Source organism: Snodgrassella sp. W6238H11, assembly GCF_016100525.1.
In the GTDB taxonomy this organism is placed as follows: domain Bacteria; phylum Pseudomonadota; class Gammaproteobacteria; order Burkholderiales; family Neisseriaceae; genus Snodgrassella; species Snodgrassella alvi.
The window spans coordinates 198,146-211,641 of record NZ_JACFSH010000003.1; the positions used below are offsets into that span (position 1 = coordinate 198,146).

The 13,496-nt window shown below is 42.5% G+C and carries 13 protein-coding genes; 4 read left to right on the top strand and 9 right to left on the bottom strand.

Translation table 11 applies throughout. The features are described from left to right. Positions 1-206: 206 nt before the first annotated feature. The 5 genes from H3V00_RS07380 to H3V00_RS07400 all read right to left on the bottom strand — a co-directional run bounded on the left by H3V00_RS07380 (position 207) and on the right by H3V00_RS07400 (position 4,620). Entirely contained in the window at positions 207-707 is a 501-nt protein-coding gene (locus H3V00_RS07380; RefSeq protein ID WP_198207330.1) for a GNAT family N-acetyltransferase, read from the bottom strand. Positions 708-909: 202 nt separating this feature from the next. After that, positions 910-1,560 carry a DUF421 domain-containing protein gene (locus tag H3V00_RS07385; protein ID WP_025331730.1) on the bottom strand — a complete coding sequence of 217 codons (651 nt, stop codon included), beginning with the start codon at positions 1,558-1,560 and terminating at the stop codon, positions 910-912. 506 nt (positions 1,561-2,066) lie between these two features. Next, positions 2,067-2,702: a hypothetical protein gene (locus tag H3V00_RS07390; RefSeq protein WP_198207332.1), complete on the bottom strand. Its 636-nt coding sequence runs from the start codon at positions 2,700-2,702 to the stop codon at positions 2,067-2,069. 173 nt (positions 2,703-2,875) lie between these two features. Then, a complete protein-coding gene (gene prfH / locus H3V00_RS07395; RefSeq protein ID WP_198207334.1) occupies positions 2,876-3,484 on the bottom strand; it encodes a peptide chain release factor H in 609 nt (202 codons plus the stop codon). Next, the gene (locus H3V00_RS07400; protein ID WP_198207336.1) at positions 3,484-4,620 is read right to left on the bottom strand and encodes an RNA ligase RtcB family protein; all 1,137 of its coding nucleotides are present in this window, start codon (positions 4,618-4,620) and stop codon (positions 3,484-3,486) included. Before H3V00_RS07400 ends, prfH begins: the two co-directional genes overlap by 1 nt. A gap of 496 nt (positions 4,621-5,116) precedes the next feature. Between H3V00_RS07400 and H3V00_RS07405 the strand changes: the two genes are divergently transcribed. From H3V00_RS07405 to H3V00_RS07415, 3 genes are all read left to right on the top strand, one after another. Further along, the gene (locus H3V00_RS07405; RefSeq protein ID WP_172397107.1) at positions 5,117-5,260 is read left to right on the top strand and encodes a hypothetical protein; all 144 of its coding nucleotides are present in this window, start codon (positions 5,117-5,119) and stop codon (positions 5,258-5,260) included. A gap of 173 nt (positions 5,261-5,433) precedes the next feature. Continuing rightward, positions 5,434-6,054, top strand: coding sequence for an L-threonylcarbamoyladenylate synthase (locus H3V00_RS07410; RefSeq protein WP_198207339.1), 621 nt, complete (start codon positions 5,434-5,436; stop codon positions 6,052-6,054). 65 nt (positions 6,055-6,119) lie between these two features. After that, on the top strand, positions 6,120-6,776 hold the full coding sequence (locus H3V00_RS07415; RefSeq protein WP_037393709.1) for a site-2 protease family protein: 657 nt from the start codon (positions 6,120-6,122) through the stop codon (positions 6,774-6,776). A 158-nt stretch (positions 6,777-6,934) separates the two neighbouring features. Here H3V00_RS07415 and prmC read toward each other — a convergent pair whose 3' ends face one another. Beyond that, a complete protein-coding gene (gene prmC, locus H3V00_RS07420; protein WP_370570102.1) occupies positions 6,935-7,747 on the bottom strand; it encodes a peptide chain release factor N(5)-glutamine methyltransferase in 813 nt (270 codons plus the stop codon). Between the two features lie 39 nt (positions 7,748-7,786). Beyond that, positions 7,787-9,220 (bottom strand): magnesium transporter, encoded by a 1,434-nt coding sequence (gene mgtE, locus H3V00_RS07425; protein ID WP_025331738.1) that lies wholly within the window; start codon positions 9,218-9,220, stop codon positions 7,787-7,789. Between the two features lie 346 nt (positions 9,221-9,566). Between mgtE and H3V00_RS07430 the strand changes: the two genes are divergently transcribed. Next, positions 9,567-10,460, top strand: a complete 894-nt coding sequence (locus tag H3V00_RS07430; protein WP_198207343.1) for a LysR family transcriptional regulator — start codon at positions 9,567-9,569, stop codon at positions 10,458-10,460. A gap of 35 nt (positions 10,461-10,495) precedes the next feature. Here H3V00_RS07430 and H3V00_RS07435 read toward each other — a convergent pair whose 3' ends face one another. Then, positions 10,496-11,485, bottom strand: coding sequence for an aldo/keto reductase (locus H3V00_RS07435; protein ID WP_198207346.1), 990 nt, complete (start codon positions 11,483-11,485; stop codon positions 10,496-10,498). Between the two features lie 246 nt (positions 11,486-11,731). Then, positions 11,732-13,432 carry a D-lactate dehydrogenase gene (dld, locus tag H3V00_RS07440; RefSeq protein ID WP_198207348.1) on the bottom strand — a complete coding sequence of 567 codons (1,701 nt, stop codon included), beginning with the start codon at positions 13,430-13,432 and terminating at the stop codon, positions 11,732-11,734. Positions 13,433-13,496 lie beyond the last annotated feature (64 nt).

Genomic DNA, 13,496 nt, shown 5'->3' on the forward strand with positions numbered 1-13,496 from the left:
CTAACATTCGGGTTACCCAATATTGGTGTTTATACTTGTTAAAGAATAATTTTTGCCACTGCTCCAATTCCTGATAATTCAAAAATTGGACATAGTTGGTCAAAGCAAATTCGGGATTTATTTCTTCATTATAGGTAAACCAGATGTGTATTTCATTTTCTGCTATCTTTATAAAGTTTTCTACTTAACAGAGGTCTCTATAAAAATCAAAGTGGTTTATACATATGGTAATTTATCAGTACCTGATTTTCTCTGGATATTTTGTTAGCCTGCTTTATTATAAAACCCCATTTTTTGAAAATTGGCATGGCCACTTTTGAAGCATCTACACTTAATTGTGAAAGCTTTTTCTGGTGGGCCAAGTTAAGCACATGGTCATAGAGTTTTCTGGCTATGCCACGTTTTTGAAAGTCAGGGTGCACGTAAAAACAGTCTATGTAACCATCATTTTTAAGTTCAATAAACCCCGCAAGGCGTGAGCCAAAGATAGCCATCCAAGGCTGAGTGTTATCTAAACGTTTTAACCACATCTGATAATCTGGTGGTGTTGGGCACCATGCTTCTTGCTCTGCTTTGCTATAAATATCGGTATCAATAGCATGAATAGTCGAATGAAACAAATCGCATATTTCAGTAGCATAGAGTGGAGAGTATGGTTTTACTTCGATTTCAGATGCAGCATTACCCAACTTGTTTTCTATTTTCATTATGATTTGTTCCAGCAAGACTTTGCACTTCATTATCACCAACATTGATATGTTATCGCATATTTGCTGAGAAATTCATTATCACTGCAAAATACTGGGTATTGCTGCCGGTAACAGCCAGCTAAGAATCAGAAAAATTTTTTATCTCAATACGATGCCACATGATAAATGGCATAAAATTTACAAACTAAGTTTAATCAAACTAGTTTCCGCTACTTTTTTGCACATCTGGATAAACCCAAAGCTTATTATCATGCACTTCTGCCAGAAAAACATCATCCAGTTTTTCTCCTAACCGGTTCAGCTCATTTTCCAGCCATTTTTCGTCATGCCCCAGAGATTTTAAACTTGGGTAATTCACTACTCCATTTTCTACTACAACAACGGCCATGGAGGGATCACCTTTTTTTACTACGGTCATCTGACCATTATATTCAAACCAGACATCACTGAGTGCTTCCAGACTGTTATAGCCACGCTGATGGAGTAACATAATAAAATCACGGATAGACAGTTTTGCTTTACGAAAATTCTGTGAAAGTACGATTCCATTTTCCATTAAGCGTATAGAGGTACCGTCAACAAAATCTTTAGCAATATTGCGCTTAAATGTGGTGTAACGTACCAGTAACAGTAATCCTGCCCAAAAAATGGAAGCACTCATAAGTAGGGTAATACTTATGGACGGATTATATAGCGGACCGCCAATAATTGCCCCTAAAACCACGTTACCTACCTGATCAATAGCAGAAATGGGCGCCAGAGACCCTTTACCGGATAAGTTGATGTAGACTAACAGAATACAAAATGCGACCAGCATTTTGAAAATGATATTGAGATAGATGGGATTCATTAACGGTTCCTTTTAAACAATAATAACCGCAGCTTCAGATAAATAAACATAAATTATTGATTTTAATAAATGTATCATGAAATCAATAAAAGATATTATTCTGAATATCGCTCAATATCCTAAAGTAATTAATATTTATAATATTAGAAAGACAATAATAAAATATATATTTATTATCAATGGTTTATATTGTAATTTTAAGGTAAATTTCAATGTTTAATTTGTTTAAAATTATGTAATTAATTAAGAATGCTTTTGGTTGAAATTTGGTCTTGATAAGGCAATATTGTTTTTGGCTGGATTATTTTAGTTATATTTTTATCGTTCTTGCCAGATATTTTCAGACGAAGGTTTTAAAAATTTGAATTCTGATGCGGAGAAAACCAGACTTAGTTACCCGCATCAGGTTATATAACGGCACTGATAAGATTACCAATAGCTATCATGGCATTAAAGCAGCTAAGAATTTACGGAAAGGTTTTCATTATCAGTTAATGAAACAAATGCTATCTAAATACAACTAATTTTTTATATCTCTGACTTATTGAAGTAATTAATGTTTTTATTTGCTCATCTATATCAGTAAAAAGATAGAAATTATGTAAACGCGGATAGTGTTTGATAAATATATTGCCTTTTTGGGTTCCGGCCGGGCATAAATTAAACGCTAATGTATTCGACGTTAAAATAATGCTCATAAAATCATCCCAATAAAAAATACCTTCCATGTCAACTGATTTGATTAAGATTCCTTCTTCAAAAAACACATAATGATATTCAGCAGGCCAGTTAATTTCTTGGTATAAATTTTTTAATCTTCTGATTTCACGAATTATTCCGACAATTTGTGCTATAGATATCAGTAAAAATATAATCACGAGTATCTGAATAGATTCTATAGCTGTTCTAGGTATTGCATTTTCCTCTAAAAAAAATTTTTGCAAATAAAAACATGCAATATCGATGATATAAATAATTATGCCGCTAAAAAAAATTTTTTTAGGAAAATATATTTTAAATATCTCCCGGGATATTTGAGGCGCCGGTGATTGATTTTCTTCTAATTTAATATTCTTGGTAAATAAATATGTTGCCGTATCAGGATCGAAAGCAACATAAGGCTCTAATATATATTTTTTCATTATGACATTTAATTAATTATGTAAATTAATTTATTTTATCAAAAACCAGATTTATTTATATGATATATGTCAATATTCATTTTTTTTGTAAATTTATTCTAAACGGATACTCGTTAGATTAATGTTGGAAATAAAACAGGCAACTATGAAGATATCAGGTTGCCTGCTTACTACTACAAAGCTTTGAAATCCATGCCGGTAAATATTCGTACCGGATTGCCGCGGGCTATCTGATGATGGTGTTTATGATGAGCCGCCTTATTGCTTGCCTGCAATCGCTGTTCCTGCTGCAACAGCTTATGCTGGAGCAACAGCACAGCTAGTTTTTTATTAGCATGCTGGCTGCGCTCTGATTGCACTTTAACACTAATACCGCTGGCTGTATGTGTTGCTCTGACTGCTGATTCTGTTTTATTAACGTGCTGTCCGCCTGCTCCAGATGAACGCATGGTTTCAAATACAATTTCATCAGAGTACTGCTGAACAACAGGATTAAAACAACTCGCTCCGATAAACCAGTTTTTTCGTTTGTGCTGCGGGCGATAAGGGCTGGTACAAACCCATTGAACAGTACCCTGCCACATATCAGCCAGTGCTTTGGCCTGGGTACCCTCTAAGCTCACCAGTACCGAATGCAGCCCGTGTTTAGCCGGTTCCTGTTCCAGAACTTGTACTTCAACCTGTTTCTGTTTAGCTTCATATTGTAAACGTGCTAATGCTTTGACAACGGCAAGACAACATTCAGCTGGTCCGTAAGCAGCAGATAATTGCAAAAGTTGCATTATGTCTTCTCCGTCTGAACTTTATAAGTAATCACTGGTTTAAGGCGTGCTACCGGTCTGATTAGCTGAGCCTGAACCATGGCTGCGATTACACTTTCAATTGATTTATATGCCTGAGGGGCTTCTTCATATAACAGTTCACGATCACAGCAGATTACTCTGCTGCCATGTGCTGTACGGGTTAGCTGTTCTGCTGTATAGCGTTCTGCCAGCCTGCTCTTACAGGCAGAGCGCTGCCATTTACGCCCTGCACCGTGTGCCAGAGAATATAGTGAGGAAACGGTCTCCAGTGGCTGTACCAGATAGCTGAAATCACCACGAGAACCGGGAATAATCACTAATCCTCTGTTGGCAGGCGCAGCACCTTTCCGGTGTAACCAGCCATACTCCTTATTGATTGTTACCGGTTCTATAAAGTTATGGCTGATATCCAGCAGTTTTTGCCCCTGCTGACGCAGGTTAGCCAGAATACGTCTGCCAATCAGCTCGCGGTTCTGCTGTGCATAATCCAGAGCCAGATTGTGTTGCATCAGATATTCTTTACCGGCAGGACTATCGGCGATTAATCCCTGATGCCCGTACTGGCGGGTATGTTTATCCAGAATCATGCCGCCCAGCCCGCGTGAACCGCTATGTACCATCAGTTGCAGGTGCTGTTTATCCAGTCCGGTCTCCCGGATGATTTCCGGTGCATAAACTGTTTCCAGCATTTGCAGTTCTGCAAAATGGTTACCGCTGCCAATGGTTCCTGAAGCATAGGTATGATTATTTAATGGCAGAATTTCCGGCCATAAAGCTGTACATTCTGTGATTGATAGCGGCTGGTCAATATTATCCAGACGCTTAATCAGCTTAGCCTGATTCATTGCCCGGATTTTAACTGTGGTTTGCCATAATGCCATTCCGCAGCCAATATCCCCGCCAATCAGTGCCGGATAAAGATATTGGGTAGTAAAAAAAGCTGCACCTACCGGATAACCGCGGCCGGGATGTAAATCCGGCATACCGGCAACGTATTTAATATCGGGAAGTTTTGCAGTTGTCTCTAGCTGCCGGATGGCTTCGCCCTCTAACCAGAGTTCTGGTGATGTTATCAGGGTAATATTGTCCGCCAGCTGCTGAATAGAATTGCCCATTCTGATCCATTCCAATTATTTTATTTGGTAATAAGCAAGCAATAGTCAGCCATGTTCATCATAAATGAACAGGATTTGCATGCTGAGTAATAAATTGGCAGGCCGTAGCCAAGGATCAGGATGTAATCAGCCCTGGATTGACCTGCAAGGGATAGGTAGTACAAACATAATTATTCCTTTCCGTTGCAATGTTGATAATTTGACAGAGTGGCGTACTGTAAATCAGGTTTTACAGGTAGTCAAAAATAATCAGTGATTTTTATGTCAATGAGCTGATTATAATTAGTGTTTTGTAGTTATTTCACCACTAATACATTAATCCGATACTGTTGACACTATTATTTTCAATTAAAAATAATAAAAATTAATCATTATTGATAATTTATACTCTGATATTAATCGGTAACTACGTTTCCTGCATTAATTTAAAAATCTGCGCCGAGTTAAAACCGCCAGAACTACTGCCCGTCAGCGGAACGGCAGTAGAAGCATAGTAATGGGGATTAACGATATTTATGGTCGCAGTAACTCAGGCAGGAATGGAACGGTAACGCCGCAATATATTGATGCCGTACAGAAATTATGTGCTCTGATAAGACAGTTTACCGGCACTGGTAGCGAATTTCAGGCTGAATGCTGAATTTTTCAGCAATTTTCTATTTGTGCTGATACCTGTCTGAATATGTGCTGGCTGTTTACTGCCGGTAATACTTCTAAATAAATAGTTAGTCAGACATATTATTCTCTGTTGGTGTGGCGGGCTTATGTTTACAATAACTGGTTAGATTGATAAATACAAAATGAGGAATTTTTATGGCACAGTTTTTTGCTATCCATCCTACTGATCCTCAGGAACGACTGATTAATCAGGCAGCAGATATTGTTCGTGGTGGCGGAGTGATTGTTTATCCGACGGATTCCTGCTATGCATTGGGCTGCCTGCCGGGCAATAAACAGGCAATGGAGCGAATTTTACGTATACGCGGCATTGATCAGAAACATCATCTAACTCTGATGTGTCATGATCTCAGCCAGCTGGGCGTTTATGCGCGTGTAGATAATAGCCAGTTCCGGCTGCTCAAGGCAGCAACACCCGGAAGTTATACATTTATTTTGCAGGCTACCAAAGAAGTACCAGCACGTACTCTTCACCCAAAACGCAAAACCATCGGTTTACGTGTTCCAGACAATCGTATAGCTCTGGCTTTATTGCAGAATCTGAATGAACCCATGCTGTCATGCACACTGATGCTGCCTCATGATGATGAACCGTTAACTGACCCTTATGATATCCGGGATCAGCTCGAACATGAAGTGGATCTGGTGATAGATGGTGGCTGGTGCGGTATTGAACCTACAACCGTCATTGATATGACCGAGGATATTACGCTGATACGGCAGGGTAAAGGGGATGCTGCACTATTTGGTTTGTAAAATTTTCACTGGTATCATAACTGTTTTGATACAGAATTTTCTATTTGTATTTTAAGGATTTTACTTTGCAGAAATTTGATCTGGCTTTCTTACTTCTGGCAATCTTGCCGATTCTGCTTGGGCTTACGCTCCCGGAAGCAGTTTGTGGTTATGTGGCACGCTTTTGCGGTGACCGTACAGCTGAAACGATGGGTCGGCTGAGTCTGAATCCGGCTAAATACATTGATATTGTCGGAACAATTATTATCCCGCTGGCAACTATGATTCTTTTGTCAGGCTTTCTCATGGTTGGCTGGGCCAAACCAGTACCAATTGACCCGCGAAATTTTAAAAACAGACGTCAGGGAGAGCGTCTGGTAGCCATTGCCAGCCCTCTGGCTAACCTGCTCTTATGTCTGTGCTGGACCATTGTTGTGATTATCAGTCAGTGGGTGCCGGAATATTTTCAGAAACCAATGGCAATGATGGGAATGATGGGTATTTATGTTAATGCTATGTTCTGCTTTTTCAGTCTCCTGCCGATTCCTCCGCAACCGGGTGCACGCTTTGTTGACAGTTTTCTGTCACCAAAAGCTTCGATGGAATACCGTAAACTCGAACCATATGGAACATGGATTATTCTGCTTTTGATTGTAAGTGGCATACTGTCGACTATTTTGTGGCCGTTTACCGATCTTATTGTATCGCTGATGTCATTAATAATTGATATCTTCAGTGATTAATCTCTTCTGAGATCAGATGTAGTTTTCATTATTAAAAATTCTATTGAAATATTTAATTTGGCAAGAATATTTTTATATTCTTGCCGAATTATACTGATTACATCAATATAAAATTAATTCTGGTGAATAAATGATTGGCTCATTGATTTACCTGGAAATTATTTTCTCTGTCCTAGTGTTACTCTTTCCAGACCTGCCAGATCAGGCTGTGTGTGAATCTGACTGAAATTATTCTGCGCTAACATTGTGCGGACTGCTTCTCCCTGATCAAAGCCATGTTCCAGTAATAACCAGCCATCAGGACGCAGAAAATGTGCAGCGCCGGTAATAATAGTTTGAAATGCAGTCAGACCGTTGTGATTATCGGTGAGCGCATGCTGCGGTTCAAAGCGCAAATCCCCCCGCTGCAAGTGTTGATCATGTATGGCAATATAAGGAGGATTGGATACAATTACGTCCACACTGTTAACTGCCGGCTGCGGCTGAGCCTGATACCATGAACCTTGTCCGAAAGATACGTCTGCCTGCAGGGCTACAGCATTGGTACGCGCAACTGCCAGTGCCTCTGCACTGATATCAGCCGCCCATACCTGTGCATCAGGACGTTCACAGGCTACGGTAATCGCAATGGCTCCGCTGCCTGTACCTAAATCCCACACAACTCCGTGCTCAGGTAAATGTGCTAAAACCGCATCTACGAGATATTCCGTTTCCGGCCGCGGAATCAGTACAGCTTCTGTAACTTGAAAACGCCTGCTGTAAAATTCACGCCATCCGAGCAGATAGGCCAATGGTTCACCAGCCAGCCGCCGTTGTGCCAGTTGATTCAGTCTGGTCTGATCACTGCTGCTGATTAGCTGCTGACCATGGGCGATAATATAGCCATGACTGATATCCAGTACCTGCTGAAGCAGCATTCGTGCTTCCAGTCGCGGCAAACCGCAGTTGTGTAACCAGCTATCAAGAGTGATTGGCGTATCTGTATTCATTATCTATTCTTTAAGACAGGTTTATAACAAAAACAGGGTGGCCAGACCGAGAAAAATAAAAAAGCCGCCGGAATCAGTAACAGCAGTAATCAGCACACTGCTGCCAAGTGCCGGATCGCGGCCGGATTTTTGCATAATTACCGGTATCAGTACGCCAACCGTGGCAGCCAGTAACAGATTCAGTGTCATTGCAGCCACCATAACCAGACCAATACCTACGCTGTGATACAGGAAATAGGAAACTAGCCCCATCACAGAACCCCAGATAATACCATTTACAAGAGCAACACCCTCTTCTTTGCGCAGTAACCGCCATGCCTGACTGTTACTGATTTGTCCGGAGGTCATGGCGCGCACAATCATGGTAATGGTCTGATTACCGGAATTACCGCCAATACCGGCCACAATCGGCATCAGTGTTGCCAGCGCAACAATTTTTTCAATTGAGTTTTCAAACATACCAATTACACGGCTGGCAACAAAAGCCGTACACAAATTGACAGCCAGCCATATCCAGCGGTTTTTTACTGAATCCACTACCGGCGCAAACAGGTCTTCCTCTTCACGTAAACCGGCCATATTCAGCATATCGGTTTCTGATTCTTCACGAATCACATCCACCATTTCATCAACGGTAATACGTCCGATCAGTTTGCGGTTACTGTCTACTACTGGTGCAGTGACCAGATCATAGCGCTCAAATGCCGCTGCTGCTTCTTCAGCATCGTCTTCAGGACGGAAGGTAACCACATCATCGGCCATAACTGTCGAGACCAGTAAATCCGGATCGGCAACCAACAGACTGCGTATCGGTAAAACGCCTTGCAGAACATCGTAATTATCGACTACAAAGATTTTATCGGTATGGTCGGGCAAACGTTCAAAGCGGCGTAAATAACGCAAGACCACCTCACAGGTTACATCTGCCCGAATACTCACCAGCTCAAAATCCATCAGTGCGCCAACCTGATTGTCTTCAAATGACATTGCCGCAGTAATTTGTGCCCGCTCTTCTTCATCACGGCTGCTGATGGCTTCATAAACAACTTCTTTGGGCAAATCCGGAGCCAGCTCGGCCAGTTCGTCTGCATCCAGATTATCCACAGCGGCCAGCAGTTCCTGCTGCGCCATGCTTTCAATCAGGGTTTCACGTACCGGATCAGAAACCTCCAGTAATACCTCACCATCTTCAGTAGGTGTAGCCAGCTTCCACACCAGCATACGTTCCTGTAGCGGCAGTGACTCCAGCAGGGTAGCCATATCGGCAGGATGCAGCTCGTGCAGAGCAGCAATCAGTTCAGTCAGTGCCTGTTCCTGCTCCGGTGTTTGCAGGTATGACTGAGTATGCGAATGGATATGCTCGGCAACCGGCAAAAGAATAGCAACCAGCTCACATATGTGATCGGTATCCAGATGCAGGCGTTCCAGTTCGCTGAGATTGCTGTGGCTATCCATTGTATTGTTATCCTGTGTGTTGCATCATCCAAACCGGAATGTTACCGCTGCAATGCCAGCAGTATATCCTGATAAAACAGCATTTTGCCTGTTATGATAAATTAAAGCCTGCTTGAGCAGGCTGTCTTTAATAATATTGTACACGGATTTTACCTGTTCGCGCCTCTCCTTCTTTGCGTTTATCACCACAAACTATATTGCTAAGCTGCATAATCAGTGTATTTCACGGCAAGGTTTATATATTCTCTGTCACAGAATAAGGTTGCTGATAACACCACATTGTTTTAATGTATAAATTACATTACTGCTGCAAATCATGATTAAATTCAGCAGGGGGAATAGCAACATGCTCAGAGAAAATTTCAATGAATTTCAGTATTTACTGACAATAGCCAAAGAGCGAAGTTTTACCAGAGCAGCCCGTAAACTGGGAATGACACAGTCTGCGCTCAGCCACGCGATTAAAATTCTGGAGCAAAAACTGCAAACACGTTTACTGACTCGGACAACACGCAGTGTGGCGCCTACTGATATAGGTGAACAGATTATTGCTTATCTGGAACCACGATTAAATGAGCTTGAATTTACATTACAGAATCTGGTTGAACAAAATGGTACGGCCAGCGGCAATATTCGGCTGTCTGTTAGTGAACATGCGGCAAATACGGTACTCTGGCCAAAACTGAAACCATTTCTGAAAGAACATCCGAAAATTAATGTTGAGTTATTTATCGATAACCATTTTGTAGATATCGTGCAGGATGGTTTTGATGCCGGAGTACGCCTTGGAGAGAGCCTCGAACAAGACATGATAGCCATTAAACTGAGCTCTGAAATACGTCTGGCCGTTGTGGCATCAGCAGATTATTTCAAGACTCACGCTATACCGGCCACTCCATATGATTTACAGCATCATCAGTGTATCAATGTACGCTTACCCAGTGCCAACGCACTTTATCAGTGGGAGTTTGAAAAAGACGGCAAACCACTGCGCATTAAAGTAAACGGGCAACTCACTTTCAATCAGTTACCTGAGCGCATAGACGCCGTGTTATCGGGTTTTGGTATTGGCTACGTGCCTGAGGATATGATCACAGCACTGGTGGCATCCGGTCAGCTGGTACAAGTACTGAAAGAATGGTGCCCTGCTTTTCCGGGCTATTACCTTTATTATCCCAGCCGCAAACAGCACCCCCGTGCCTTTGCTATGATGATTGATGCTTTACGACTAGTTGAATAAGGGAAACCATATAAGCCTCCCTTATCCTTTCCTGATTAACGCCCTACACGTGCCTGCTGGTCAGCAGGATAACGCTCACCCACAATAGAAACACGCTCCAGAGCCTGATTAATTTCAGCAACATCACTGGCAGTTAGCTGAATATCGGCCGCAGCCAGATTTTCCTGAAGTCTGTCTGGTCTGGTAGTGCCCGGAATCGGAACAATCCATGGTTTTTGTGCCAGCAGCCATGCCAGCGCAATCTGAGCCGGAGTAACCTGATGAGCCTGAGCCAGTTTATTGATCAGAGTGGTCAGATTTTCATTCGCTGCCCGTGCTTCAGGAGTAAAGCGCGGTACACGCCGGCGGAAATCATCGGCAGTAAATACAGTAGCTGAATTAATGGTACCGGTTAAAAAGCCTTTACCCAGCGGGCTGAACGGTACCAGACCAATTCCCAGCTCCTGCAACAATGGCAAAATTTCTTTTTCCGGCTCGCGCCACCACATTGAGTATTCACTTTGCAACGCAGTCAGAGGCTGTACTGCATGAGCCCGGCGAATGGTAGCAGCACCGGCTTCAGACAAACCAAAATGTTTTACCTTTCCCTCAGAAATCAAATCCTTAACCGTTCCGGCAACATCTTCAATCGGCACATCAGGGTCGACCCGATGCTGATACAATAAATCAATCACATCTGTTTGCAGCCGCCGCAATGAACCTTCGACTGCCTGACGAATATGCTCCGGACGGCTGTTTAAAATCTGCTGTTTATTATCATCACCAAACGTAAAACCAAACTTAGTGGCAATCACTACCTGTTGCCGGTAAGGTTTCAAAGCCTCACCGACTAATTCTTCGTTCAGATAAGGACCATAGACTTCTGCCGTATCAAAAAAAGTCACACCCTGTGCCACAGCAGAACGAATCAGCTCAATGGCTTTTCCGGTTTCTGTTGCCGCACCATATCCGAAACTCAGCCCCATACATCCCAGCCCCAAAGCAGAAACAGCCAGACGGCTACTGCCTAAATAACGTTGTTGCATCGTACTATTCCTTTTGTGATTAATCGCAGAAACAGCATAGTCTTTGCAGGCAACAGGATTAAGAGGTCTGAATTACTAAGGTTAATTAATACTATTCATAAATAATCAACCTGCCTTTTCATCAGTCAAAAAAAAACGCCTGACAAATCAGCAGGCGCTCAGCGGTATATTTCAGACGTAAATACTATCTTTTCCAAATACCTTTATCAGCAATGATTTTCAGAAAATACTGATTTATTTGTCAGCTTAATCAGCCCAGTATTTTTTCTTTGAAGTTTTACCAATACCCGGATTAAAGCTATTGGTAGGATCCAGCTGCCGGTAGAATTGCTTTAAAGCCGGTTTGGCATGATACAAGTGACCGACATTGTGCTCAGCCGGATACTGGGCTCCACGCTGATCAAGCAGTACCAGCATCTCATCTTCAACTTTGTTGCAATCGGTACCTTTGCGGGCAATATAATCCTGATGGAAAACATGACAGAAAAAGTGGCCATAATACATTTTATGGATGAAATGCTGATTAATACTGTCAGGCAGGGTTTCAAACCATTCGCTGTCATTACGCCGTAAAGCCACATCCAGTGCAACAATATTTTCTACCGTATCGCTATGCACATTACGATAGGTAGTCGCTGCGCCGGCTGCGGCAAAACGATGCAGCATTGCCGCTTCGGCCTCTTTTTCATTACAGCGGAAATAACTGCCGGTTTTCTGCTGGAAAAAAGTATTCAGAAATGCTTCTGCTTCCTCAATACCGTCATCAGCCATTTTCAGAATCAGATGGTGTTCGTAACGGTCGCGGTAATCACGAATGGACTGAGGTAAATGCTGCGGCAGAAATTTACACATAAATACCGCAAAATGGTCAGAAAAATTCTTCGGAAAAAACGGAATTTTCGCCATGATACGATCAACAAAATTCTTAAAGGCAAACAGACGCGGCATGGCATCCGTACCGAATTTCTGAATGGCAACAAAAGTATCTTTACCATATGCCGCAGCAATATCAAAAGCCTCACGGTGCATGTACTCACCGGAAACCGGCAGATTTTTAAACTTGCTGAGAATATGGCGGCGAATATCATCCAGCTCGTGGGTATCATTACTGCCGATATAGAAAACCGCAGATTTTTTCTCCAGCGGGAAAGTATCCAGACGAACAGCAAAGACCATTAGACGTCCGGCGCTGCCGGAAGCTTCATAATGCCGTGCCGGATCGGCATTAAAACGTGCCGGCGTATCTGCATCTATTTCGCGTACATGGTTGCGGTATTCGTGGTCATGTCCCATACCGGCATCATGTTTGATATCCTGATCGCTGTATTTATGATTTTGCAGATTCTGTAAAATAGTTTCCGGTTCATCGCCCAGTTCGATACCAAGATGATTTACCAGATGCAACTGACCCTTTTCATCCAGTTGAGCAAACACTGCCATCTGAGTGTAGGCCGGACCGCGCTGAATCAGCGCACCGCCTGAATTGTTACATACTCCGCCCATCACGGAGGCACCAATACAGGATGAACCGATAACCGAATGCGGACCACGCTGATATTGTTTCAGCTCTTTTTCCAGACGGAACAGTGTGCTGCCGGGCAAACAGACTACCTGTTCACCATTTTCAATCACCTGAATACCATCCAGCCGGCGTGTGCTGACAATGACAATCGGGCGATCATAATCATTACCATCCGGTGTCGAACCACCTGTCAGACCGGTATTGGCAGACTGAGTGATAACTATCACATCAGCTTCAACACAGGCTTTTAATACCCGCCACTGCTCCACCAGTGTACCCGGTATCACAACAGCCAGCGCATCACCAACTCCGAAACGAATACCCTGACGGTAAGGCAGAGTACGTGCGGGATCAGTCAGAGTATATTCATGCCCGACAATTCCCTGTAATGTGTGAACGAGGTCGGTATGTGTATTAATACCCATACTGCTTCTCCCTTTATTATGTAGTGACTTATTCCTAATCAATACAAACCATTTTAGAACAGTT

Excerpts from the sequence above, each read along its gene's own strand:
- H3V00_RS07400 (WP_198207336.1), bottom strand. The coding sequence starts at position 4,620 with ATGGGCAATTCTATTCAGCAGCTGGCGGACAATATTACCCTGATAACA.
- H3V00_RS07435 (WP_198207346.1), bottom strand. The coding sequence starts at position 11,485 with ATGCAACAACGTTATTTAGGCAGTAGCCGTCTGGCTGTTTCTGCTTTG.
- H3V00_RS07430 (WP_198207343.1), top strand. The coding sequence starts at position 9,567 with ATGCTCAGAGAAAATTTCAATGAATTTCAGTATTTACTGACAATAGCC.
- H3V00_RS07380 (WP_198207330.1), bottom strand. The coding sequence starts at position 707 with ATGAAAATAGAAAACAAGTTGGGTAATGCTGCATCTGAAATCGAAGTA.
- mgtE (WP_025331738.1), bottom strand. The coding sequence starts at position 9,220 with ATGGATAGCCACAGCAATCTCAGCGAACTGGAACGCCTGCATCTGGAT.
- prfH (WP_198207334.1), bottom strand. The coding sequence starts at position 3,484 with ATGCAACTTTTGCAATTATCTGCTGCTTACGGACCAGCTGAATGTTGT.
- H3V00_RS07390 (WP_198207332.1), bottom strand. The coding sequence starts at position 2,702 with ATGAAAAAATATATATTAGAGCCTTATGTTGCTTTCGATCCTGATACG.
- H3V00_RS07385 (WP_025331730.1), bottom strand. The coding sequence starts at position 1,560 with ATGAATCCCATCTATCTCAATATCATTTTCAAAATGCTGGTCGCATTT.
- dld (WP_198207348.1), bottom strand. The coding sequence starts at position 13,432 with ATGGGTATTAATACACATACCGACCTCGTTCACACATTACAGGGAATT.
- H3V00_RS07405 (WP_172397107.1), top strand. The coding sequence starts at position 5,117 with ATGGGGATTAACGATATTTATGGTCGCAGTAACTCAGGCAGGAATGGA.
- H3V00_RS07410 (WP_198207339.1), top strand. The coding sequence starts at position 5,434 with ATGGCACAGTTTTTTGCTATCCATCCTACTGATCCTCAGGAACGACTG.